Source organism: Shewanella sp. SM55 (assembly GCF_025654025.1).
Classification (GTDB): Bacteria; Pseudomonadota; Gammaproteobacteria; order Enterobacterales; family Shewanellaceae; genus Shewanella; species Shewanella oncorhynchi.
In genome coordinates, this window is record NZ_JAKKRS010000012.1 from 42,799 (window position 1) to 66,558 (window position 23,760).

Annotated in this window: 20 protein-coding genes; 11 read left to right on the forward strand and 9 right to left on the reverse strand. The window is 45.8% G+C overall.

Features of this window, described 5'->3' with window-relative positions; translation table 11 throughout:
* The first annotated feature begins 180 nt into the window (after nt 1-180).
* Both L5L91_RS15075 and L5L91_RS15080 read left to right on the forward strand, forming a co-directional pair.
* Nucleotides 181-1,563 carry a sigma-54-dependent transcriptional regulator gene (locus tag L5L91_RS15075; protein ID WP_105250738.1) on the forward strand — a complete coding sequence of 461 codons (1,383 nt, stop codon included), beginning with the start codon at nt 181-183 and terminating at the stop codon, nt 1,561-1,563.
* A 1-nt stretch (nt 1,564) separates the two neighbouring features.
* Nucleotides 1,565-3,718 (forward strand): cache domain-containing protein, encoded by a 2,154-nt coding sequence (locus L5L91_RS15080; RefSeq protein ID WP_105250737.1) that lies wholly within the window; start codon nt 1,565-1,567, stop codon nt 3,716-3,718.
* 339 nt (nt 3,719-4,057) lie between these two features.
* Here the strand turns inward: L5L91_RS15080 and L5L91_RS15085 are convergent, their stop codons facing one another.
* Together L5L91_RS15085 and L5L91_RS15090 are read right to left on the reverse strand one after the other, a co-directional pair.
* The gene (locus tag L5L91_RS15085) at nt 4,058-4,516 is read right to left on the reverse strand and encodes a GNAT family N-acetyltransferase (protein WP_263237023.1); all 459 of its coding nucleotides are present in this window, start codon (nt 4,514-4,516) and stop codon (nt 4,058-4,060) included.
* A 100-nt stretch (nt 4,517-4,616) separates the two neighbouring features.
* Nucleotides 4,617-5,276 carry a 7-cyano-7-deazaguanine/7-aminomethyl-7-deazaguanine transporter gene (locus L5L91_RS15090; protein ID WP_263237025.1) on the reverse strand — a complete coding sequence of 220 codons (660 nt, stop codon included), beginning with the start codon at nt 5,274-5,276 and terminating at the stop codon, nt 4,617-4,619.
* A 218-nt stretch (nt 5,277-5,494) separates the two neighbouring features.
* On the opposite strand from L5L91_RS15090, the gene L5L91_RS15095 reads away from it, so the two are divergent.
* Nucleotides 5,495-6,232 (forward strand): substrate-binding periplasmic protein, encoded by a 738-nt coding sequence (locus tag L5L91_RS15095; RefSeq protein ID WP_263222280.1) that lies wholly within the window; start codon nt 5,495-5,497, stop codon nt 6,230-6,232.
* A 21-nt stretch (nt 6,233-6,253) separates the two neighbouring features.
* Here the strand turns inward: L5L91_RS15095 and L5L91_RS15100 are convergent, their stop codons facing one another.
* Nucleotides 6,254-7,612: an isochorismate synthase MenF gene (locus tag L5L91_RS15100; RefSeq protein ID WP_131524435.1), complete on the reverse strand. Its 1,359-nt coding sequence runs from the start codon at nt 7,610-7,612 to the stop codon at nt 6,254-6,256.
* A 515-nt stretch (nt 7,613-8,127) separates the two neighbouring features.
* Between L5L91_RS15100 and L5L91_RS15105 the strand changes: the two genes are divergently transcribed.
* The 3 genes from L5L91_RS15105 (at nt 8,128) to L5L91_RS15115 (ending at nt 11,744) form a co-directional block, all read left to right on the forward strand.
* The gene (locus L5L91_RS15105; RefSeq protein ID WP_263198573.1) at nt 8,128-9,498 is read left to right on the forward strand and encodes an ATP-binding cassette domain-containing protein; all 1,371 of its coding nucleotides are present in this window, start codon (nt 8,128-8,130) and stop codon (nt 9,496-9,498) included.
* A 306-nt stretch (nt 9,499-9,804) separates the two neighbouring features.
* A complete protein-coding gene (locus L5L91_RS15110; protein ID WP_263198571.1) occupies nt 9,805-10,995 on the forward strand; it encodes an HD-GYP domain-containing protein in 1,191 nt (396 codons plus the stop codon).
* Nucleotides 10,996-11,108: 113 nt separating this feature from the next.
* Nucleotides 11,109-11,744 carry a paraquat-inducible protein A gene (locus tag L5L91_RS15115; RefSeq protein WP_173248414.1) on the forward strand — a complete coding sequence of 212 codons (636 nt, stop codon included), beginning with the start codon at nt 11,109-11,111 and terminating at the stop codon, nt 11,742-11,744.
* 74 nt (nt 11,745-11,818) lie between these two features.
* On the opposite strand, the gene L5L91_RS15120 is transcribed toward L5L91_RS15115, so the two are convergent.
* The 4 genes from L5L91_RS15120 to L5L91_RS15135 are packed head-to-tail and all read right to left on the reverse strand — an operon-like array spanning nt 11,819 to nt 17,412.
* Complete coding sequence (locus tag L5L91_RS15120) at nt 11,819-12,124, reverse strand: DUF3240 family protein (protein ID WP_105250730.1); 306 nt, start codon at nt 12,122-12,124, stop codon at nt 11,819-11,821.
* Nucleotides 12,121-15,174 (reverse strand): efflux RND transporter permease subunit, encoded by a 3,054-nt coding sequence (locus L5L91_RS15125; RefSeq protein WP_263237026.1) that lies wholly within the window; start codon nt 15,172-15,174, stop codon nt 12,121-12,123. Before L5L91_RS15125 ends, L5L91_RS15120 begins: the two co-directional genes overlap by 4 nt.
* 1 nt (nt 15,175) lies before the next feature.
* Nucleotides 15,176-16,204 (reverse strand): membrane fusion-like protein, encoded by a 1,029-nt coding sequence (locus L5L91_RS15130; RefSeq protein WP_263237027.1) that lies wholly within the window; start codon nt 16,202-16,204, stop codon nt 15,176-15,178.
* Nucleotides 16,201-17,412: a metal transporter gene (locus tag L5L91_RS15135; RefSeq protein ID WP_263237028.1), complete on the reverse strand. Its 1,212-nt coding sequence runs from the start codon at nt 17,410-17,412 to the stop codon at nt 16,201-16,203. Before L5L91_RS15135 ends, L5L91_RS15130 begins: the two co-directional genes overlap by 4 nt.
* A gap of 145 nt (nt 17,413-17,557) precedes the next feature.
* Between L5L91_RS15135 and L5L91_RS15140 the strand changes: the two genes are divergently transcribed.
* Complete coding sequence (locus tag L5L91_RS15140) at nt 17,558-18,103, forward strand: helix-turn-helix transcriptional regulator (protein WP_113940183.1); 546 nt, start codon at nt 17,558-17,560, stop codon at nt 18,101-18,103.
* A 113-nt stretch (nt 18,104-18,216) separates the two neighbouring features.
* Nucleotides 18,217-18,363, forward strand: coding sequence for a hypothetical protein (locus tag L5L91_RS15145; RefSeq protein WP_105253023.1), 147 nt, complete (start codon nt 18,217-18,219; stop codon nt 18,361-18,363).
* 23 nt (nt 18,364-18,386) lie between these two features.
* Here the strand turns inward: L5L91_RS15145 and L5L91_RS15150 are convergent, their stop codons facing one another.
* Nucleotides 18,387-19,337: a YeiH family protein gene (locus tag L5L91_RS15150; protein ID WP_106648891.1), complete on the reverse strand. Its 951-nt coding sequence runs from the start codon at nt 19,335-19,337 to the stop codon at nt 18,387-18,389.
* A gap of 286 nt (nt 19,338-19,623) precedes the next feature.
* Nucleotides 19,624-20,187 carry a malate synthase gene (locus L5L91_RS15155; protein ID WP_011845404.1) on the reverse strand — a complete coding sequence of 188 codons (564 nt, stop codon included), beginning with the start codon at nt 20,185-20,187 and terminating at the stop codon, nt 19,624-19,626.
* A gap of 255 nt (nt 20,188-20,442) precedes the next feature.
* On the opposite strand from L5L91_RS15155, the gene L5L91_RS15160 reads away from it, so the two are divergent.
* The 3 genes from L5L91_RS15160 (at nt 20,443) to L5L91_RS15170 (ending at nt 23,727) form a co-directional block, all read left to right on the forward strand.
* Nucleotides 20,443-21,975 (forward strand): DUF3612 domain-containing protein, encoded by a 1,533-nt coding sequence (locus L5L91_RS15160; protein ID WP_263237030.1) that lies wholly within the window; start codon nt 20,443-20,445, stop codon nt 21,973-21,975.
* A gap of 8 nt (nt 21,976-21,983) precedes the next feature.
* Nucleotides 21,984-22,151, forward strand: coding sequence for a hypothetical protein (locus tag L5L91_RS15165; RefSeq protein ID WP_263162589.1), 168 nt, complete (start codon nt 21,984-21,986; stop codon nt 22,149-22,151).
* A 61-nt stretch (nt 22,152-22,212) separates the two neighbouring features.
* A complete protein-coding gene (locus L5L91_RS15170) occupies nt 22,213-23,727 on the forward strand; it encodes a KAP family NTPase (protein ID WP_263237031.1) in 1,515 nt (504 codons plus the stop codon).
* Nucleotides 23,728-23,760 lie beyond the last annotated feature (33 nt).

A 23,760-nucleotide genomic window follows, 5' to 3' on the forward strand; every position in this document is an offset into this window, starting at 1 on the left:
GAGAATGCGGTCATTTTCTTCACAGCTTAACCTAATTTGTGAGCTTGATCCCAAGCTTAACAAATACTCTACAGACAAATTGTCTCAGGACAAACTTCTGATGGTTCATAGTGACCTATTCATCTATTTTCAGTGCTAGAATTGGTCGCAAATGAGTCAAAATGTCCAGAAGCAGACAATATGAGCCAGATAGATAATAACCTCAAGCCCCTTCCATCGGCAGTATCGGTACTGATTGTTGATGATGAACCCGGAATGCGGAGTTTTTTAAATAAGGCACTCTCGAAGAAATTTGCCTTAGTCGAAACGGCGGGCAGTATCGAAGATGCGGAGCAGCTGCGTAGCCGTTGCCATTTCGATTTGCTTATCGTCGACATTCGTCTGCCTGGTCGTTCGGGTATCGAATGGCATGAAGCGTTGGATGAGCAGGGGCGTCGTTCGGACATCATATTCATGACTGGCTATGCTGACATGGAAGTCGCGATTACTGCGCTACGTGCGGGTGCTTCTGACTTCATCATGAAACCTTTCCATCTCGAACAGATGATGACTGCGGTCGATCGCTGTATCGAACGTCGCTTGCTTAAACGTGAAAACTTGATGCTGCGTCGTGAGGTTTCAATTGGTTATTCATCGACCATTATTGGCAGCAGTGAAGCCATGAAGTCGGTGAAACATATCATCGAACGTGTGGCGCCGACCAATGCCGTCGTCTTGATCCAAGGTGAGTCGGGCACGGGTAAGGAATTAGTCGCACGGCAATTGCATTTGCTTAGTGGACGTCAGGGACCTTTTGTCCCAGTTAACTGTGGCTCTATCGCCCCTGAACTGCTCGAAAGTGAATTGTTTGGCCATACCGCCGGTGCATTTACGGGTGCGAAAGGCAATCGTGAAGGTTTATTCAGTTTTGCCTCGGGCGGGACGATTTTTCTCGATGAAATTGGCGAAATGCCACTGAAAATGCAAACGGCTTTACTTCGAGTGTTAGAGCAAAAAGCAATTCGTCCTGTGGGCAGCGAGAAAGAAGTTAACATCGATGTGCGAGTGATCGCGGCCACTAACCGTACTCTGATTGATGAAGTGGATGCAGGGAATTTCCGTCGAGACTTATATTATCGGCTGAATGTGCTCGATATTTTAATCCCGCCATTACGTGATAGACCCGAAGATGTAGTGGAGTTAACCCATCATTTCACTCGCCAACTTGCCGCTGAATTAGGGGTAAGAGAAGTCGTGTGGAGCCATGAAGATATGGTGAAACTACAGCAACACGAGTGGCCTGGTAACATTCGTGAACTGCGCAACATGATTGAGCGTTGTATTTTGCTGGGCAAACCGCCAGCGGAATATTGGAAGCAACAGCTGAAGAGTGAGTCTTTATCTACATCGGGTTATCCATTGGATTGGCCATTGAAAGACGTGGAAAAACACCATGTGACCAGTGTTGTGGACTTACATTCTGGCAATAAGTCTGCTGCGGCGAGGGATTTAGGCGTATCGCGCAAGACCTTAGATCGCAAGTATAAAGAGTGGTTTGATTTTAGTGGCGAACAGGAGTCATAGGGTGTCATTCTTCACTCACTTTTTTGGTGTCAGTTGGCAGCAAATGCAGGCCAAGGTGCGCTATCGCATATTAATCCTGACGTTACTGCCCATTCTACTGACACTGGTGAGTTTAGTGTTTATCACTATTTACTGGAACATCAGTTATACAGGTAAGCAGCTGTTTATGAAGGTTAAAGCTGACTTGTCTGTTGCCGAAAACACTTTGCAGCAAGTGCAAGTACGCCAAGAAAAACAACTTGAACGTGTGGTGACGTCTTGGACCTTTCAAAATGACTTTAGGCCACTTTTCAGTGGTAAAGAATTAAGTGGCGAAGTCAGCTACCGAGCCAGTATTGATGCTTTTCTCCTTGAACAGAAAAAACAGCTAAATCTCGATTATCTGCGTTTAGTCAGTGTTGCCGAAGCGGCCGCAGACCCAGATTTACGACAAATCCTTCCTAAGTTAGACGGTTTATTACCTTACTCCGGCTTGATGGTGCTGCCGCCCGAGCGTTTAGCACGTATCGATCCCGAATTGGCTATCACTGCGAGCATTCCGATAGTTGCAACCTTGCGGGCGCAGAGCCCCGTTAAAACCGTTGAAGAACGTGGTTTATTGAGCCGTAGCCTATTGCCCGTCCCTGATATGGAAGGCAAAGTGGCTTGGTATCTCGATGGTGGGATCTTGTTTAATCGCGATACTCGAATTGTTGACCACATTCGTGATCTGGTATACGACAAAGGCACCTTGCCCGAGCGTTCCATCGGCACTGTGACCATCTTCTTAGATAACATCCGTATTTCCACCAACGTGCCGCTGCATTTTTATCCCACAGGCAATGAGACGCTGGGCCGCGCGCTTGGCAGTTTAGTGTCGGAGGAAGTGAAAGACAAAGTGTTAACTCAAGGCGAGCAGTGGGTCGATCGCGCTTTCGTATTTAACGATTGGTTTATTTCCGCTTATGCCCCCTTGGAAGATGTTCGCGGCCAACGTGTCGGTATGATCTATACCGGCTTTTCTGAATCGCCATTTATCCATAATTATTTACTCAATATCATAGAGCTAGGCACGATTCTAATGTTAGTGCTGTTGGTCTCTGGCCTGCTGGTTTATCGCGGTGCTTATAGTTTATTGCAGCCCATTGAACGTATTCACCATGTTGTACAAGCTGTGCAGTCGGGGCGCAATATTCGTATCGGCGCCTTAGGATTAGATAGGGATAATGAGTTATCGAACTTAGCCGAGCAATTTGACAGTATGCTTGACTTGCTACAGCGTCGAAATGCCCAAATTCAAGCGGCGGCAGAACAGCTTGAAATGAAGGTTGAAGAGCGTACTCGTAGCCTGCAGGATAAAACCTTAGAGCTGCAACGTAACGTGGCATTACTAAACGAAACGCGTCAACAGCTCGTCACTAACGAGAAGCTCACAGCTCTTGGCGAATTGACCGCAGGTATCGCCCATGAAATCAATAATCCGACGGCCGTTATCCTCGGCAATATGGAATTACTGCGCTACGAGCTTGGCGATAATGCAGAAGTAGTGAAAGAAGAAATTGATCTAGTCATTCAACAGGTTGGGCGGATCAGCACTATCATCCGTAGCCTGTTGCAATACAGCCGACCAGGCGAATTCAACGCACCACTAGAAATGCATCCGATGACTCCTATTATCGAAGAAATGTTGGTGTTGGTGCGACATTCGATTCAAAAACAAGAAGTCGTGTTGATCACTGAGTTAAACGCCAGTTGTCCAGTACAGGTTAATCGTCCGCAGTTGTTGCAAGTCTTGATTAATCTTGTAGTGAATGCGGCGCATGCGATGGACGGTAAAGGACGTATTTGGGTGCGAACCTATGACTGGGTGCAGCAGGATATGCCGATTGGCGTCAAAATCGAAGTGGAAGATGAAGGCTCAGGGATAGCGCCAGAGCAGCTTGGACGGATTTTCGACCCTTTTTATACCACACGTAAGGATGGCACTGGTTTAGGTCTTTCGCTCAGTTACGGCATTATCAAGCGGATTGGTGGCACGATAGAAGTGAGTTCAACTTTGGGTAAAGGGTCTTTATTTACCATAGGTTTGTATCATGAAGCGAAGGAAGATCAGCAAAATAATCCCTACGATGGCTTACACTTTGCGGGCAACTACAGCGATATGTCTGCAGATTAGTCTTATCCCGTTAGATAGGCAGTGTGTTGTATTTGGCTGATTAAGTTTGAATTAAAATATGTCGAGCGATTGCTGGCTTTGTATTATGTGGCTTTGCATTACTGATTTTTAGGCAAAAAAAAAGCCGGATGATGAGTCCGGCCACAAAGAGTGTGTGTGAGCAATGTCGTGCTTGCAAACTCAGGAGCTCCATAACAACGTCGATTACCAGTCATCGTTGTTAAAGATGAGTTTTGGAACGCACGTTAACGATAATCATTCTCAATTGTGTTTGCAAGCTATTTATTGCAAAAAGTGCACATCTTTACAAATATCGTTTTGCTCTCATCCATTAACGGTTTAGATCGACTTGCACAGATACAGTTTATGATCGACTAAGCTTTTAGGATCGGCTGTCAGTTCAGTAATTAAATATTGATTACTGATCAATAAATTAAGCATCGCAGGGAAGCGGTTCAGCGTATTCACTTGAATATGATTATATCCTTGGCGGCGCGCCCAAGTTTCTTGATATTCGAGTAGACTCTGCGCTAAGCCTAAACGTCTAAAGTCGGATGCAACGCCACCTAACCAGCTATAAAATATATCCTCTTCTTGCTCATAACCCAGTTTAAACCCTGCCAATTCACCTTCTACATATGCGACTAAGATCAAACATGTCTTGCCCTGTAAGCGCTGGTCCAACACATCGTTTGTGAGTGGGTGATCGAGCTCAGGGATTTGTTGGCTAAGTTCGATAAGCTGAGCGGCTAACTCGGGAGTCAAACTTGACTCTGCTTTAATTTCAATAGAATACATAGTTTACTCTCATAAAAAATCAGCCCCACTCGCGCGTTAACAGGAGCAGGGCTGAGCTATTAACTGGTTAAATTATAACAGGTCTGGCCAGTTGAGTTAATCAGGAAATTGATTCTTGCGGATTGGCTCGCAAAATCTTGTCCTGTAAGACTTTTAGCAAAACACCGTATGCCGGTAGGAAAAGGCCTAAGCTCACAATTAGCTTAAAGCCGTAATCGACTGTAGCGATTTCGGGCCAATTGGCAGCCATAAAGCTATCGGAAGAGGCGTAAAAGGCGATACTGAAAAAGACTAGAGTATCGACCAGATTTCCGACTAAGGTGGAGGCTGCTGGGGCGACCCACCAAGAGCGACTGGCTCGAATACGGGCAAAAACCTTAATATCCATCAACTGACCAATCAAATAAGCCGCGAAGCTGGCAAAGGCAATTCGGAACACAAAGGTATTCCACTCTGCAAGTGAATCAGCACCTTGAAAGCTGCCTTGATGGAACATCACTCCCATCACGTAGGAGATCATCAAAGCGGGAATCATAGCTTTGAGTATGATGCTGCGTGCGGCTTGTTGGCCAAAAATACGGACAGTGAGATCTGTGGCTAAGTACACGAACGGAAAGCTGAATGCCCCCCAAGTTGTGTGGTAGCCAAACAGTTGAAATGGCAATTGTACTAAGTAGTTGCTAACGCAAATAATCAGTATGTGGAATCCTACTAATAGGAATAAAGCGCGGCGAAGCTGCGCTGTGGTTAACATTAACATATGTGGCCTTTTTAGTTGTGTAGGGCGGGGTGAGGGAACCCGCTAATATTCAATTTATTATGTTTACGACTTTATTGCCGATGACAGCGTGCTGAAATCGGGTCGCCATTATAGTGGTCGAGTTTTAAGATGCAAGTCTGCTGTTTAAATGTGCACATAGAATGAAAACTCTTCTACACTTTGAATACGTCGAAGGAGGATAGCCATGAGACGATTTTTTGCTACTTTTTGCTACTTTTTGCTTATTTTTAGCTGTGTTACCTGTATCTGTTTCCGCCGCTCAGCCGATAGTGGTCAATGTCGCAACGTCAACTTGGGAGGGATTTGCCAATCGTGATAAAACGGGTTACTACTTCGAGTTACTTCAGCGGATTTTCCCTGAGCCAGAATGGCAACTCAATGTGCAGTTTATGCCTTTTGCCCGCAGTTTATATCTTGTTGAGCACAATCGTACCGATATCACGCTCAGCGTTTACAAGGGTGATATTAAAAAGGGGCTATTAACAGAGAATATGGTTGAAGTGGACTCTATCGATGTGGCTGTTACTGCCGAGGCAGCAGCAGGCTGGACCGGTATTGAAAGCCTATCCCACAAGAAGGTTCAGGCCATGCTGGCCTACAGATACAATATGCTGACACCTGTGCCTATGTATTACGAAGAAAGTAGCGATATGTTGACTATGCTCAATAGCTTAAATGCTGGACGTATAGATGCCGTGCTAGATTACAAACCTAATTTACTTACGTTTGTTCCTAAATTAAAGGCGCCACAAAATTTTGTGATTATTCAAGGTGTACTCAAGGCCGAAACCTATTTTGTTTTCGCTAACACCGAGAAAGGCCAGATGTTGAAACAACATTTTGACCTTGCACATAAGCGCTTAATCGATTCGGGTGAACAGGACAGGCTTTACCTTGAAACGATTGAAAAACGAAGGGCTGACGGCGCTGAATAGTCTTAATGTTTACTAGGCTTATTACATTTCGAATAAAATCGACATTATGGTTGCGAGTTTATTTTCAAGCTCTTGCCACTCAGCTTCGGGCTCAGAACCTGCAATAATTCCCGCCCCCGCAAATAGGTTAATCCGACCTGGTTCGATCAGCGCACTGCGGATCGCTACCGAAAACTCACTCTCATATTTATTGAAATAGCCGCAGGCACCGGCGTACCAACCACGAATATAACCTTCACGTTGACGAATAAAGTTTAGCGCTGAATACCGCGGCAAGCCGCCAACTGCAGGAGTAGGATGCAGGGCTTGCAACAGTTGAAAATCATTTACGCCCGGCTTTAATTCGGCTCGAATTGCACGGTGTAAATGTTGAATATGGTTCAGTTTAAAAATAGTCGCTAATTCATCGGCGCCAACATAATTGCTCAGCGGCGTGAGCATATTCACTATGTGACTGCGAACAAGTTGGTTTTCAACGCTATTTTTGTTGTCTTCTAATAAAGCGTTCGCCAGCGCAACATCTTCTTCTTGATTGAGACCGCGTACCGTTGTACCAGCAAGTGCCTCGGTAAATAGCTCCTGCTGACGGCGGCGGAATAAACGCTCTGGTGAGCAAGAGATAAAAGTGCGATCTGGGCTAAATTGAAAGCCAAACTGGAAACTATTGGGATTACGGCCCTGCCAGCAAGCCAACACCATCCAAGGATCGATAGGTTCGTTGACTTCAAGTTGCGTTAAGCGGGATAACACGACTTTTGGGGTATCTTGATTGAACTTAGGATCTACCACTTGCTCGACTAATGTCTTCCAACGTTCAAAATCAGGTTTGTCACTGCGCCCAAGTGGAACGATCTTTTTAGGTGGCGAGAGTGGCTTAGCAGGCATGACGGCTTCGATAGCGCCGATGGCCTTATCTATCTCGCTATGGTGATCATTATCAGCAAAATTAAGATTCACTAATAGGCTAAATTTGTTCCCACTGCGTCTAAATTCAATGCGCGGCAGGATAAAGCGGCTATTACCGAACTCAGGCCAAGACTCTATAGTGCGATCGAAGGCAACACCGCCATAGTAGCGAATATTCTGATTCGTCGATAAGGCTCGCTGCTCTTGGTAGGCCATGGCCAGTTGCTGATCATTGATTCCGGTTTCAAATCTAAAGTCTTTGCACGCCCCTATCGCCGCGACTTCTTCGATTCTGTCGCGCCCATGCCAGTAGATCCTTGGATATTGAGTCTGGGATGCCAGCCATGAAATTAAAGGCATAGCGACAGTGTTTAGTGACAACTGCACTATCGGTTCCGTCGGTGGAACTTGCTTTAATTGAATGAGTTTGTCGATGAGAGACTTAAGGTCTTCAGACAGGGCATGAACGGGCAAATAGAACTCCAAAGATAACGGATGAAGGCGAAAGCTGAAGGTCACTCTGTCAGCGTCAGTAAATTCGACTCAGGTTAATATCCTCTTTTACAAGCCATTTACCTGTAGTGATTTTAGTCTGTAAATAAGAATCTTTCGCTCAAATTAAAGGCCACGGTCGAGTGTGTCAAGATGTAAGGCCCTATCGTGTGACTTTCGCCATAGTCTCATTTTACGCTGATAAAAAATGTGACTTGAGTGGGTCTTTTTGTCGGGCAAGTCACCCTCGGTGGACATTTTGTCTCTTAGTCGCTAAATGTACTTTCCCTTTGTCGTAATTAGTCGATCTAGGTTGGTTTTTAAACGTTTTTCGGTTGAGACAGAATAATCGCGGTCCACAATAGCTGGCACATCTTAAATTTTCTACGTGACAAGTTAGATGTCTATTAACGTATGACTCGCCGTGGGGAATGAAAGACGACTAGGGTGAAGCCTTGTCATAGGCTGTTCGTTAGATCTTTATAGGCAGATATAGCATGAAACTCTTAGATCTCGAAGGCGTTAGCTTCAACTATGGCAGCCAGTTACCGACGGTATTACAGGAAATTAACTTGGCGATTGGTACAGGCCAATGCCATTGCGTGAGCGGTCCTACGGGCTCAGGAAAATCGAGTCTGCTAAACCTACTGGCGGGCGTGTTAAATCGCCCGCATGAAGGTGACATCTGGCGTTATCCTCAATTGGTTACGGGTCTGGTAATGCAAGACCCACAAACTCAGCTACTAAGGCAAACCGTTGGTGCCGAGGTGGCTCTCGCCTTAGAAAACCTCGGTATTCCCGCCGAGCAAATGCTACCTAAAGTGCAATTAGCACTGCGGCGTGTGGGCTTGTATCTGCGCCTCGATACCCAAGTCAGCACGCTTTCCCTCGGTCAAAAATATCGCTTAATGATTGCCGCCCAACTAGTATCAGAGCCGCATTTACTGCTGCTCGATGAACCTTGGGCACAACTCGATGACCACGGTGTGAGTGAGCTGCTGGTCGTGCTTCGCAATCTTATCCAAGATGGTATGGCGCTAGTATTGGTTGAGCATAACGCCTCGGCATTCGCCGAGATTATTCAGCATTATTGGCAGTTAGAGGCAGGCAAGTTGTCCGAAGGCATCTATACAGTGAGCGATGCGCCGCAAATTGAAGCGCCTGCGTGGCGACATCAAGCTAAATTTGAGCATTTAGGCAAAGTCTTGGTCAGTGCCGAAGCCTTTGATTTTGGGTTCGATGCTTGTCCCACGTTATTTGCGTGTCCGCAAGGATTCCAATTACAGGCGGGGGAGATAGTGACCTTAGTGGGCGACAACGGCTCTGGTAAAACGAGTCTATTGAAAACTATAGCGGGCGTGCACAGTTTAAGGCAGCGTCTTCCCCTTAAAGTGCTAGGGCGAAGACCTAAATTGGGGATTTATGGCGCTGAATTGGGACTGTTGATGCAAAGGCCGAGTCGACAATTATTCGAGTCTAACGTACTAGCCGAAATGCAGTTTAGCCTTAGGCGCTTTGAACTCCCCAAAGAGCGAGCGGTGCAAATGTTGGACGAGTTGGATTTATTTAGCTTAGCCCATCTGTCGCCCCACAAATTATCTTACGGCCAACAGCACTTGATTGCCTTAGCGTCACTCGCCTGCCTACGCCCTAAGGTGCTGCTTTTGGACGATCCATTGGCGGGGATGGATAAGCATTACTACGGCAAAGTGTGGTACTTGCTAAAGCGGTTAAGCTCCCAAGGTTGCGCTATTTTGCTCAGTACTCACAGAAGCATTGAACACAGTGCAGTGTCACGGCAACTGAGTTTACGCAATGGTTTATTGGTGGAAGAGTCAACTGAAATGGCTGAGCGTTATGTGGGGTAGTTGTGAGCTTTTCGCGCGTGAGGGTCGCTGGTTTTGAATGCCTAGCTATTAGGCATTTGTTGAAATAATGAGAGATTGAAATGAGTCTAATCGACACCTTAAGCTCTGATTTCATCGTATCTTGTTTAAGCCCCTTTATTTACCAAGAAAGTCTATGGTGATTTTCTAATCCTCGTCTTAGAATGCCCCTCACGTCTGTTCTATAATAATCAAAAATAACAACAGAACATTTGAGCGTAAGTCGCTTTAATGTCGTATGGTTAAGTTGATATTTTATTCAGGCACATCATCCTTGGGGTTGTAGATATGAGTGAGTCGGCAGAATCAGTTGAACTTATCAAATTACCAGTGTCACAGCTGACATTGGGTATGTTTGTCAGTGCCATAGACAAAAATGATAAAGGTCAACTTGCTATTGCAAATGCAGGACAAATTAAACACAAGGATGCGATTTTAAAGTTAGCTAAAAGTGGTATTAAATTTGTTTGGGTAGACGCTGATCGTTCGGCTGAACATTGTGGGTTAAAGAAAAAAATCACTAACGATAATCAAACTGACAATAAAAAAGCGCTCATTAGCCGCGATAAGCAACAAGCTCAAGCTAAAGTCATGCTTACCGAAGCGAAAGACCTCATTCGTAAAGTCTTATCTGAGACCTTCGAAGGTAAAGCCATCGAAGTTGCCCCCTTCGAAGCGTTGGCCGATACCATGATAGAGTCAGTGATGTTGGATGCTGATGCGCTTAAATGTATGTCTGCACTCCGTTCAAAAGATGCCTATCTACTTGAACATTCAGTGAATGTTGCCTTTCTACTGGTTACCTTTGGTAAATACTTAAAGCTAGATCGCGTCATGCTACGGGAAATGGCGGTCGGCGGGATTTTACACGATATTGGCAAGATTAAAGTCGACAATAAAGTGCTGCACAAGCCGGGTAAATTGACACCAGAAGAGTTTGAACATATGAAGCTGCATCAAGTGTATGCGCTTGAAATTATGAACGAAACTAATGGATTGTCACAGATCAGTAAAGATATCTGCTTAATGCACCACGAAAAGTTAGATGGCAGAGGTTATCCAAGGGGTTTGAAGGGTGATGAAATCCCCCGCCATGGCCGTATGAGTTGTATCGTTGATATCTTCGATGCTTTGACAGCGACGCGATGTTATAAAGAGGCTATGAGCCCTGCCGCGGCCTTTAAAATTTTACTCAGTCTGACGCCATTCCATTTGGATCAAGAATTGGTCTATGAGTTTATTCGTTGTATTGGTGTTTACCCTGTGGGTTCCTTAGTTGAATTATCGGATGGTCGTGTTGGTATTGTTTGGGCCTCGAAAGATAGGGATGCGCTACATCCAATCGTAAAGTGTTTTTATTCTTTAAAAGTAAAACGTTACACTGATGTCGCTATGGTGGATTTATTAAAATCTGAACTTTATATTGAACGCGGTGTGTCACCGAGTGCATTAGATATCGATCCGACTCCTTTCTATTAATCTTCAAATCCTACCTTAAATGCCGGTCATCTGAGTCGATGGCTGGTGTGAATGATTGCAGAGCCTGCGCTAAAAACCGTAAACTGAAAGTATTTCTCTGGTCGAGCAATGCTATGAACAGTGCTATGAAATCTCTATTTCCTATTTTTATCATTATCTTATCCTTGGCTTTGTTAATCCCTGGGGTGACTCAACCTATTTTGAGTATCAGCGGCAGTATCGATAAGGCCAAGCTGGCGGAACAAGGCATAGAGCAAGTTGCCCAAAGCTTTGATGAGGACTCTGGACGTGACAGTGCCCGCGGTATGTTAAGCATGGTCAGTGGTTTGCTTGGGTTTAATAGTCTTAAAGGTGAAGTCCAAGTGTTGCAGAAGACTCGTAGTATTTGGGGAACAGTGACCGAGCTTTATCACTCTGGTAATGGGCTCGTCGCGGGATTAGTCATGTTATTCAGTGTGATAGTGCCAGCCTTGAAGTTGAGCTTAATGTTGGCACAGCAATGTGTTAGCTCGATTGGCCTGAAACTGAGGATTAATGCCGTCGTCAACGCACTCGCCAAGTGGTCGATGGCCGATGTGTTTGTGGTAGCGCTGATCATCACCTTTATGGCGGGGAACGCCTCAGGTGGCATGGGGGAAATGCTAAAAACCCAAGCGCAATTTGAAAATGGATTTTACTTCTTTACCGCTTACTGCATTTTATCGATCCTGAGTGGTTTTTTAGTGCGGCGTCCAACGCCAATTTTGTAGCTATTTTATAAGGCATCCCGACCTTAGCGATAAGGCCGGATGACGAGATTTAACGCGGTTAATGGCGCAGTGAGTTAGGACAAAGTGCCATTTTGATAAATGGGCATAATCCAATAGCGACAGGGATTATGTTTGCAGACCAACGCCAGCGCAGCGAGCAGCGCGGCTTGTTGTGCAACGGGGTGCATGATTTCGAATTTGCAAAACTCCCGATAACCTTCCACTTGTTCCTTGATATTAAAATGGCTGTGTTCACGGCTAAAACCACAAATATTCCCTAGGCTAAAACCCGATAGAAACTCTAACTCTATCAAGGTATCGACTATGTCGTCCTTAATATCATTTTGGGCGATCAGTACTAACAGTTGTTCTGTGCTCATTTACGTTTCTCCAGCCAAAAATACAGAATTGGCAGTAAATACAGTGTGGTAATGGTTGAAGTGAGCAGACCGCCAATCACCACAATCGCTAAAGGTTTTTGAATTTCAGCCCCAGGACCTGAGGCAAACACTAGCGGCATAAGACCAAACATGGCCGTTGTCGCCGTCATCAAAATGGGGCGTAAACGCCGCGCCGCACCTTGTTCTACCCGTTCGCGCAGATTACTGAACATGTGCTTGGTTTGTTCGTAATAGCTGACCATTACCACGCCATTGAGCACAGCGACGCCGAGCAGGGCGATAAAGCCAACTGAGGCGGGCACGGACAAATACTCCCCCGATAAATACAGGCTAACTATGCCGCCCATCATAGCGAAGGGAACGTTGGCGAGGATTAAGCCCGCTTTGGCCAGTGAGCCAAATGTGGTGAATAAAATCAAAGTGATCAGTGCGATAGCAATGGGGATCACTAACAGTAAATTGCTGGTGGCTCGCTGCTGGTTTTCAAACTCGCCACCAAAACTCACGCTATAACCGCTCGGGAGTTTGATTTCCTTTGCGATTTTAGCGTTGAGCTCTTCTACAAAACTCACAATATCGCGCCCCTGCACGTTGGTGGTGATCACTGAAAAGCGATTCCCTTGCTCACGCTCGATAAGGATGGGGCCTTGCTTATAGCTTAAGGTGGCGACATCACTCAGGCGTTTTAAGGAGTGATCTGGCATCACCAGTAACTGATTTTTAAGCTCATTAATGCTGCTTAAGTGGCTCTGATTATTAGCCATCAGTACGGGTGTGCGCTTCTTACCTTGCAGCACTTCGGTCACTATCACGCCTTCGAGTTGGCTTTTCAGGTAGCGAGCAAACTCCATGGTGCTCATGCCAAAGCCACGGGCGAGCTCGTTATCTAAGGTGAGGTTGATAAAAGGACTGCCTTCGATCATCGCCATTTTCACATCGACGCTGCCGCTGGTGGCATTAACGAGCTGTTGGATCTGGCTCGTGAGCTGGCCTAAGGTGTCGATATCATTACCAAAGACCTTAATCGCCACGTCGCCAATGCTGCCGGTGAGCATTTCGGACACACGCATTTGTATCGGTTGAGTGAAGTTAAAATTAACGCCGGGATAGTCCAATAACACAGTGCGGATCGCATCGATAAGCGCTTCTTTATTGGCAAAGCGCCATTCACTGCGGGGCAAAAGTTCTAAGAACACATCGGTTTCATTGAGTCCCATGGGATCTAAGCCGATTTCATCCGCGCCAGTACGCGCCACCATTTGCTTTATTTCAGGAACTTTAGCCAGCAAGGTTTGCTGAATCTGTTTGTCGATGGCAATCGAAGCCTCGAGCGAAATCGACGGGGATTTCTCCAGCTGCAGAATAATGTCGCCTTCATCTAAGGTCGGCATAAAGGTTTTTCCCACTAACCCGAACAAGCCTAAGCTGACGATAAGCAAGCTAAAGGCGATCACCATAAAGCGTTTTTGATGGCTAAACGTGCTCTTGAGGCTGGCCAGATAAAGCTGTTTAAGCTTTTCAATCGCCTTAGGTTCCTTGGCGGCTTTTTCGTTGACGAGGTAAGAGGCGATAACCGGAATGACAGTTAACGACAACACCAGCGCCGACAGCATGGCAAACACGATAGTGACCGCAACTGGGGTAAAGAGTTTGCCTTCGAGCCCGCTCAAGGTCAGCAAGGGCGAGAACACTATCATGACGATCACAGTGCCCGACACCACGGGAATGGCAACATCCTTGGTCGTGCGAAAAATCAAATGCAGCCGCGGTAATCTCTGCTTAGTAGCGATAAGATTCACCATGTTTTCGACTACGACCACAGATGAATCCACTAACATGCCGATGGCGATAACTAGCCCGCCTAGGCTCATTAAATTCGCAGAAAGATTGAAGTAATCCATCATCAAAAACGTCATCAACGCGGCAAGAGGCAGCGAGAGTGACACGACCAATGCGGCGCGCACGTTACCTAAAAATAGCGCCAGTAAGATGATCACCAACACTACGGCTTCGAACAGGGCATTGGAGATGGTCTCAATCGCGGTATTGATCAGATTAGCGCGGTCATAAAAGGTGTTGATCTGGCTCCCTTCTGGCAAGGTTAGGCTGATTTGATCGAGTTTTTCTTTAATGTTTTTGACTACTTGTGCGGTATTGGCGTCTTTTAGGGCGATGATTAAGGCTTCGGCTGTTTCGTTGCCATCTTTAGTGACTGCGCCATAGCGGGCTAAGTGGCTAATTTGAATATCGGCCAAATCCTGCAGTCGATACACTCTGGCATCATCGGCCTTGATCACCAATTGTTTGAGTTCGTCGATGTCATCGATGCGACCTTCGGCGCGCACTATGATGGTATCTGTACCAATCGTGAGCTTGCCCGCACCTTCGTTGTGATTATTCTCCACTATCGCCTGTTGCAGCGCCGCAAAACTTACGCCCGCGGCCGCCATAGCCGCAGGTTTGGGGGTCACACTAAAGCTTTTGGCATAGCCACCGAGGATATTCACATCGGCGACACCTGCAACGGTGCGTAGTAGCGGACGGATTTCCCATTCGAGTAATTGACGCCTTTCCATCAGTGATAGATTGGGATTTTCGAGTGAAAACATAAAGATTTCGCTGAGTGGCGTACTCATTGGCGCTACGCCGCCCGTCACACCTTCAGGGAAACTGTCCCACACGGCGGCGATGCGTTCGCTCACCTGCTGGCGCGCCCAATAGATATCTGTACCTTCGTCAAAATCGAGGGTGATATCGCTGATGGCGTATTTAGTGGTCGAGCGCAGAATCGATTGATGGGGAATACCTAACAATTCGGTTTCAATCGGCACGGTAATTTGCGCTTCGATTTCCTCCGGCGTCATGCCGGGCGCCTTGAGGATGATCTTCACTTGGGTGGGCGAAATATCGGGAAAGGCATCCAAGGGAATGGAAAACCAGGCTCGCGCTCCCGCTAACATGATGATCAGCGCCACAATCAGCACAAATAAGCGCTGCGTAAGCGAAAAGCGGATGACTGAGGTCAACATCTTATTCGCCTCCTAGGCCAAGCATTATGCCTTTGACTGCAGCAACTGACTGGGATAACACTTGGATTTGGCTGAGATCTTGATCGCTTTCAACGATATATTGCTCTGGGGTTGAACCGAGAATATCGATCGTAATCGAGGTGAGCGTGTCTGCGGTTTTAGTGAAGACTTGGCTGTCTTGCTCCCAACTGAATACGCTATTTTTAGGCAATAAATACACCGCCTTTTGATACTCGGGTATCACAGTGATCTGTTGTCCTAACAGTAAGTTACACTCCTGCGGTACGGGTGATGACCAAGCGGTCACAAAGGCACCTTCGGCGATGGCCGACACGGATTCAATGGCGATATGGCACTGATTGATATTGACCGCCGAGAGTGAGTGCGACTGACTCATTGGCACACTGACCTTGACGCGAATGCTGTTGCTGGGCACCAGTGAGAATAGCTGCGAACCCGCCATATAAGGTCCATTCACTTGGTTGAGTTTAACGATCCCCGCCACTGGCGTGCCTACCACAAGGGAGTCTGTGGTGGCATCTATGCTTTTGACTATCTCCATAAAATGCTGCATGTGCTCGTATTCGAGGTGAGTGCTGAAGTAGTCTTGGCTGATCTCTTGCCATTTTTCTGCGCTGATACTGCCATTGTTTAATAAGGGTTTATTACGCTCATAACGGCTTTTGGCCAGTTGATATAAGCTGCTGGCAGCTTCGACTTGGGCGAGGTAGTGGAACACTTCTGGCCCAGTCAGTTTAACTATTGCTTGGCCCTTAGTGACGAGCTGGCCTTGGCCGACGAGGAAGCTGATCTGCTGGATATTCTCCGGCGTGCTGATCCAATAATCGTTACCGGGGAGGATTTCAACCTGCGCGGGCAACGGGCTGCCCTCATAACTGGCGACTTTCTGTGGTTGTACGTAGCTCAGGTCTAAATTACCGAGGGAGCTTATCGTTAAGGATTCAGCCTGCACTAAAGTGGCAACACTGGCGGATAAACAGAAAAGGCATGCGCCGTATTTGGCCATCATAATGAAATTCCTAAGGCTTGCAGTTGTTGGGAGTGCAGTTGTTGCTGCGCGACTTGGTTCAGTGCCAAGCGGGATTCGGTATCGAGGGCATCCATATAGCGGCGCAGCCAGACTTCGTAGCTAACTTGGTTTTGGTCTTTGACCTTAGCCAGCTCTTCAGTAATGGTGCGGCTAAGGTGTAAGGCTTGAGTTAGCAATGTCTGTTGGTCGAGTAAGTTTTGTTGCTGTTGCTCTAGTTTTTTAAGCTGAGTTTTCAGCTCGATATAGGTACGGTCGAGGTTGAGCGTGTGCTCGGTATTAGCTTGTTGCCATTGGGATAATTCGGTTTGTGATAGGGCAGAACCTAAGGTCAGTGGTACAGAAACGGCGATGCCAAGCTGTTGATCATCGACGGTATTTTTGGCCGTGAGTGAGACAGCCCAAGGATCGTTATTCCCCGCTTGCTGACTCTGGATGATCAACAGCTGTTGCTGTTTCTGTAGGCTCAATAATTGCCATAATGGATGCTGCGCGAGAATGTCATTGGGTTGGTTATTGGCAGAAAGTGGCCGCGCAGTTTCGGCTATGTCCTGCGGTATTTGCTCTTGTCCGGTGAGTTGTTGATAGAGGGCAAGCGCTTCAGCCTGTTGCTGATTAAGATCGACCCGCTCCAGTGCAATATCCACCAGTTCGCGTTCTAACAAGAGTATGTGGGCAATCGGCAGTTCGCCCGCATCTGTGAGTTGCTTTTGCTGGTTATGGAGTTTGTCGAGTAATTGGCTCTTGCGATCTAATTGGGCCAGTTTCACTGCGGCAAGACGATGTTCCCACAGGCTTTGTCGCAATAATCCCGATAAATACAGGCCTTGCAGCGCGGCTTGTTGCACCTGAATGCCTTGGATGAGTTGTTTAATTTGCTTATCGCTGCTGTGCAAAGCAGGGGATTTTATTGGCAAATTGAGTGAGAGTTCCTGCTCGTAGCTGTTACCATTATCTAGGCTACCTAAGTGACTCAAGCTAATGCTCGGCAGGCCATTGAGCCAAGATGAACTGCTTAAGCTTATTTGTGATTGCGGTAACTGACCACCCGATTGAGATAGAGAATGTAATCTTGCTTGGCTGGTGGTGAGTGCTTGAGATAGCTCGGAATTAGCGGCGTGGCACAGGAAACTGCTGCTGACTAAGCTCGTCAACAGACATAACTTGATACAAGACGTACTGACAGACATAGGACGATTCTATGGTAATAAAGTGTGCTGTCAGTGTAGGGATTGGTGGGCGAAAGTCGTGGGGGACATGTATCATAAAACCGTCTATGGTACATATGTCCCATAAATTAATGGGTTGATTTTGCTTTTATTTAGGAGTTTTTCGATGAAGGATCTTGTCATTATTGGTCTGTTGGCCTTGATCATATGCTTTAAGCTTTTTGACATCACTTCCGACATTCAATTGGGTATTCCCCAATGGCATATTGCCCAGGAAGCCATGTTATTAGTGCTCACTGTGCTTGGTGCCATGTACTTAAGTTATGACCTTATTCGTCGCTCCCGCGAAGTGAAAGCGTTGGCTAAACGGTTGGAGCATGCGGATAAAAAAATCGACAATATGTCGACGCAAATGCGCTCTGCCAGACAAGAATACAGCCAAGCTGTGTCGCAGCAATTCGAGACTTGGGGCTTTACTAAGAGTGAGCAGCAAGTGGCATTTTTACTGCTTAAGGGTTTAAGTTTTAAAGAAATTGCTGAAGTGCGCCAGACTAAAGAAAAAACCGTCAGACAACAGGCATCGACCATTTACGGTAAAGCGGCAGTCGATGGACGCCATACTTTTTGCGCTTGGTTTATGGAAGATTTTATTCAAGAACATAATCAAGATCTTGCTGCGAATGAAGCGGCATCAAGCCCTAAGGCAGCTTAATCAACGCAGGATTGGCTTAGCTGTTATAGCTATTTGTTATTGAAAATCGATATTTGCTGAGTTTTTAGTTCTAAACAATAATGAGCATCCCCTAAGTTTGCTGGAAGATGCAATTGAAAAACTGGCTGATTATCGTGTTTTGCCTGATTGCCTTGGTCGCTTCGACGCAAACCACAGGACTCGTGCGTTCACTTATCGAATTCTCCGCCTTTGTTGGCGTCCTCTACTGGGCTTGGCGAATGAAGCCGACGGCAGAGTAGATTGGCTTTGAGTTAAATCTTAGCTATTGAAAATAAAGAATATACACTAAAGACGTGATACCAATCGCTGCCCACAGCATCACCCCAAGCAACAAAGGTTTGGGGCCACTCGCCCGCATTTTCTGCACTGTAATTCCTGCACCAATCAAAAATAAACACAGGACTAATGCCCGTTTCGACACCATAAATAAGGTGTCATAAACAGCGTGGAATTGTGGCAACCAATGGGCCACAGCAATGGCTAAACAATAAAAACCGATAAAATACGGCAGGTTAAGCTTGCGCTTATCGCCACCAAACAACATAGCGCTGACCAATGCGATCGGGATAATCCACAGGGCGCGGGCGAGTTTTATAGTGGTTGCGGTTTTTAAGGCTTCATCGCCGTAGGCCGAAGCCGCGCCGACAACCGATGAAGTATCGTGGATGGCGATGGCACTCCACACGCCAAAATCGTATTGGCTCATATTGAGTAAGTGGCCGAGTGCGGGGAATAAAAATAGCGCGACTGAGTTCAGCACAAATACGCAGGCTAACGCAGTGGCGGTTTGATCGTTACGCGCATTGATGGCCGGAGCGACTGCGGCAATGGCGCTGCCACCGCAAATAGCGGTACCAGAGGCGATTAAGTGGCCCGTGACATGATCAAATTTCAGGGCGCGGGTGAGCACAAACCCTAAGCTGAGGGTGAAAAAGATTGAGCCAACAATCAGGCCGAAGTTGTGGGTGCTCGCCTCGATCGCCGCGTTTAAGTTAATCCCAAACCCTAAGCCAATGATCGAATAAGACAGGAGTTTTTTGGTGAGTGCGGCGATATTCCATTGCACTGGCACCCAACCAAGGCTGGCTAAGGTAAAACCGAGCACTAGCGCCATGGGCGATGAGATAAAAGGCGCGAGGCATAACAAACCCGCACAGATGAAAACGATGCGATGAGTCTTATTATCTTGCTGTGATGTCGATGAAGAATTCATAACGCCTTAGGCTCGAGCGATTCGGTTTATCGTTCCAACCACAGATCTTCACATTAAGCGACGGATACAAAATGGCGATCAATTGGATTGATCATGGAGACAGATGCAAGAGGGCATTATAGCTGTGTGTATGAGCATCAATAAAATCAATTAAACTTATCTAGTTAATCAGTTTTATTGACTCTCAGAGGATTGTGCAAAGCAGGAGGGTAAATTGAAGAAGATGAACTGAGCTCAGTTCATCTTCTTGGCTAGATAATAAATGGCGAGGTTACAAAGCGTGAAATTATAAATTTACGATACTTTTCAAGTTGTAATCGCTGCCATCCTTTGCGGTAAACAACTTATCTTGGGTGTCGTTGGCGCTGGACATTCCCGCATGTAATAGGCTGAGCCAATGGCGCGATGCGGCAGAACGTGACTCTGGTGTTCCGACTACCATGTTTAATGACGTTCCGATTTGGATATCTTCCAGATTGGCAACGTCTCTCGCACCTATCATGCCACTGCGGTCGAAACTGAGTTCAACGTGGCAACCTAGGTCCTGTAACACTATGGCGCAAGGCGCATCTTTAGTGCCGTTAAAGGCCACAAACTGTTTTGGCTGACGTAAACCACTGTGGCTGCCGTCGGCAAAAAAGGCCAACAGGTGTTGGTAGTAAACCACATAGCTGCTCACATCTTGGTGTGAACCAGAGTTAAGTGGAAAGAGGCGGTCGAGGAATTGTTTCGCATTAGCGATCTTCTCGTGCTCGGCGACATTCACTTGGGCCACGGCTAGCACTTCTTCTGCGATGAGGCTGTTTAGATTCGGTTGGATCTGGTTGCTCTTGATAATTGACATATTCATCGCTTGTTCCTCTCACTCTTTCAATTTAAAAAAATTCAGGGTTTTGATTTAACTTTTGGCTTATCAAAGTTTGTCTTCAATTTGGTTTGTCCGCTTTGAGTGCTTAGCCACTTTTAGTGGGAGTGGTTAAGCATTTCTTGTACTGGAATGGCTTAGCTTGTTCGCATTAGCCTTTCCTTGATTGCTTGATTTGTAGTCTAGTCTTTTTTTGACTACAATTTCACAATAAAAATTTTACACTGTGAATTTTACAAAATGCGCAATGACCAGAGCTTGATGAGAAAATCACATTTCCTAGGCACAAAAATACGTAACCTACGGAAACGTAATAATTTAACGATGGAAGATTTGTCAGCACGATGCATTCGAGTCGACGCCGGAAGTGCGCCCTCTGTGTCATATTTGTCGATGATCGAACGTGGCAAGCGTGTGCCGAGTGCCGGAATGCTGGCAGTCATCGCCGCAGTTTTTCAAAAAGACGCCGAATGGTTCTTAGACGATGTGCCCGAAGAAAACGCCATTACGCCAGACAAGGGCCGACGTGGTGGCATAAGTGGTATGGCACTTGAACCCAGTTTTTTGTTTTCCAATGATATTTTACAAATAGCGATACCTGAGATGCTGTCGCAAACAGGGATATCAGGTCGGCAGTTTGCCCATTTATTGATCCGCGCCCATCAAGAACATCATCAAAATCATTTCCCTGATCTTGAACGTGCCGCCGAAGAAGTCGGCCTCAAACGTATGCCCTTATCTCTGGACGATATGCTGGATATCGCTAAGGAAATGGGATTAAAAATCAAGTGGATAGATAGTACGCCGCAGGAAGTTATCGATGAAATGGGCGTGAGTTCGCGTCAGTTGGTCACCTCATTTATTGAGCCGCCGAGCACGATTTATGTAAATAAAATCCTCAAAAATCGCCCCAACAGACTCAAATATGATTTAGCCGTGCACATAGGTCATTGCGTGTTGCACAACAAGGACGGCCTCAAGAGTGTGATGATCTCAGGCCGCAAATTAGAAGTGGATGAAGAGGCGGGTATGCAGTCCAATACCTTGAACGCGCAGGATATCTTGCATGCGTGGCGCGATTTTGAATCGAGCTTCTTCGCCGGTGCGCTGCTGTGTCCTAAAGTGCCTTATCGCCAATTACTCGACCGCCACGGTTACGAGATTGAAGTACACAAGCAACTGCAAGTGTCAGCCTCAGTCGCCATGCGGCGCATGACAGTCGTCTCCCCTTATCCTCATTGGCATTATTTCGACGCTTACGCACCAGGCAAGCTCAAGGCGGTTTACCGTGGTAACGGTATTCCACTGCCTTGGGGCAATATGCGACTAGTAGAAGACCCTTGTCAGCATTGGGCCGTCTTTAGGATGATCAGTGAGCCGACGGTCGGCACTTCGGCACAGATTTCGATTTTAAACGTCGGCAACGAACCCCGCATTTACTGCTGCGAGTCAATTAAAGTCGAAGACTCGGCAGGCAATCCCCATGTCCTCTGTGCCGGCATAGATTTAAATCCAGCGATTGAAGCCCAAGGCAAAGATGCTCTCTCAATCGCCCACGATTTGAAAGATGCCTGTGTCGCCAGCGGCGGTTCAGTCGCTATTCCCAAACACATTAAAAGCGATCTGGTCAGCGTCGCAAAAATCCTCAATATCAACTGGATAGAACGCGGGATCAAAAACGACGCTCGCCTTATTTGCTCTCGCGGCGCCGTATGCCCACGCCAACCCAGTTGCTATCAAGCGGGTAAATCACAGTGTGATGGAGTAGCGTAAAGGATGTCGTGGGAAGTTTTATAAAGTGGTTGCTATTAAGCACTATCACTCCAGTGACTCGCCATAAACTCGTCCCTGAGGGCTCGACGGCGGCATCCATGCCGCCAACGGTCACTGCCGCGAGAGTGCTTAACTCTGCGGACTTCTGTGTTTGTCTGTATCGCTCATTTAGTTGATAGTTAAAAAATAACGACTTTATTCTGAAGTATGAGTAACTGATTAATAAAAAGGGATTTTATGTCTGATGATATTGTAGAGTTTAACTGGCAGAAGCCTATGTTATGCACTGATGGAACGGAATTATTTCCAAAAGACACATTAAATAGAGCAAGATACGCTTCATTTTTGCACAACTATTTGGCAAGTAATGCCATCGATGGCGGTTATGTATTAAACCTAAACGCTAAGTGGGGATCGGGTAAAACCTATTTCATTAACCGCTGGATAGAGAGCATTAAAGAGAGTCACCCTGTCGTTTATATTGATGCTTGGAAGCAGGACTATTCAGACGACCCAATGCTTACGGTGATTTCATCTTTGATAAACGCTTTAAGTGATCAATTACCTCATGGAAATAAAATAGTATCTAATATCAATGAAAAAACGGCTCGTTTTATCAAAGCTGCAGCACCTGCTTTACTCAAAGGATTGGTTAAAAAGGCAACTGGATTGAATTTAGATGACATTTCAATCGAAGACAAAATTACACATGAGCTTAAAAATGATGACAAAGGTTCATCAGATATTTTTAGTGAGTCTGCTGCAGCTATTGCACAATGCTTAGTGAAAGATCACAACGATAAACTGAAGTCGGTTGAATATTTACGATCCGAAATTAAAGAATTAATTACTGCGGTAATTGCACATAAAAATGATACTTTAAAAGCACCGGCTTTTATATTTATCGATGAATTAGACCGCTGTCGTCCAAGTTACGCAGTAGAGATGTTAGAAGTAGTGAAGCATTTCTTTGAGCTAGATAATATTGCATTTGTTGTTGCGACTGATACTGAGCAATTACAGCATGCAGTTAAAGCAGTCTATGGGGAAGGCTTTGATGCACAAACCTATTTAGGGCGATTCTTTAGGCGCCGTTATTCGTTAACTGAGCTTTCCCGCTATGAGTTTGTAAGCCGAATCGCAGAAAGCAAAGTGACTTATAATCCTAAGTGGAAAGAATATATTCCTAGATTAGATAAGATCGATGACTTCACAAGAGTTGTTTCTATTGTTGCCGATAGATTTAGATTATCGCTAAGGGAAACTGAGCAGTTAACAGATAGGTTTTTAGCTGTTTTAAGCAATACACCAAAGACATTTAATCCTTATTTATTGCTGACGTTATTTGTCTTGAGGGATAAGTATTTTTCTCTTTATAGTGAATGGGTTGAAGCAAATGATAAAAACCATGATTTTTCTATTTCAATATCAAATGTTGGTTATTTTATAGATGTTCTACCAATTTCTTTTCATAGTGATGAAGGATTTTTACCTAAAGTGGTTACATCACCATGTGGCCTTTCTTTTAATTTAGGATTAAATGGATTGCTGGCTGAAATGAATAAAATGTGCTCGAATTGGATACCTAGAGATAAGAGTATGTATATAAAGCATTTAGATGAAAAACATGGAAAAAGTATATCTTACTTTGATAAAATAGATTGTCACCGTCAAGAGCAATTATTAAATCTTTCTGCAAGTAAAACGGATTATAAAAACTGGGTAGAGTTAGCAGTGTCTTTTGATGAATAGAAAGAAGCGCTTATCTATACTCCTTAGTCATTT

Coding starts and splice junctions, on each gene's coding strand:
- L5L91_RS15110 (WP_263198571.1), top strand. CDS start 9,805: ATGAGTGAGTCGGCAGAATCAGTTGAACTTATCAAATTACCAGTGTCA.
- L5L91_RS15160 (WP_263237030.1), top strand. CDS start 20,443: ATGCGCAATGACCAGAGCTTGATGAGAAAATCACATTTCCTAGGCACA.
- L5L91_RS15115 (WP_173248414.1), top strand. CDS start 11,109: ATGAACAGTGCTATGAAATCTCTATTTCCTATTTTTATCATTATCTTA.
- L5L91_RS15140 (WP_113940183.1), top strand. CDS start 17,558: ATGAAGGATCTTGTCATTATTGGTCTGTTGGCCTTGATCATATGCTTT.
- L5L91_RS15130 (WP_263237027.1), bottom strand. CDS start 16,204: ATGATGGCCAAATACGGCGCATGCCTTTTCTGTTTATCCGCCAGTGTT.
- L5L91_RS15085 (WP_263237023.1), bottom strand. CDS start 4,516: ATGTATTCTATTGAAATTAAAGCAGAGTCAAGTTTGACTCCCGAGTTA.
- L5L91_RS15105 (WP_263198573.1), top strand. CDS start 8,128: ATGAAACTCTTAGATCTCGAAGGCGTTAGCTTCAACTATGGCAGCCAG.
- L5L91_RS15155 (WP_011845404.1), bottom strand. CDS start 20,187: ATGAATATGTCAATTATCAAGAGCAACCAGATCCAACCGAATCTAAAC.
- L5L91_RS15120 (WP_105250730.1), bottom strand. CDS start 12,124: ATGAGCACAGAACAACTGTTAGTACTGATCGCCCAAAATGATATTAAG.
- L5L91_RS15090 (WP_263237025.1), bottom strand. CDS start 5,276: ATGTTAATGTTAACCACAGCGCAGCTTCGCCGCGCTTTATTCCTATTA.
- L5L91_RS15125 (WP_263237026.1), bottom strand. CDS start 15,174: ATGTTGACCTCAGTCATCCGCTTTTCGCTTACGCAGCGCTTATTTGTG.
- L5L91_RS15170 (WP_263237031.1), top strand. CDS start 22,213: ATGTCTGATGATATTGTAGAGTTTAACTGGCAGAAGCCTATGTTATGC.
- L5L91_RS15135 (WP_263237028.1), bottom strand. CDS start 17,412: ATGTCTGTCAGTACGTCTTGTATCAAGTTATGTCTGTTGACGAGCTTA.
- L5L91_RS15075 (WP_105250738.1), top strand. CDS start 181: ATGAGCCAGATAGATAATAACCTCAAGCCCCTTCCATCGGCAGTATCG.
- L5L91_RS15150 (WP_106648891.1), bottom strand. CDS start 19,337: ATGAATTCTTCATCGACATCACAGCAAGATAATAAGACTCATCGCATC.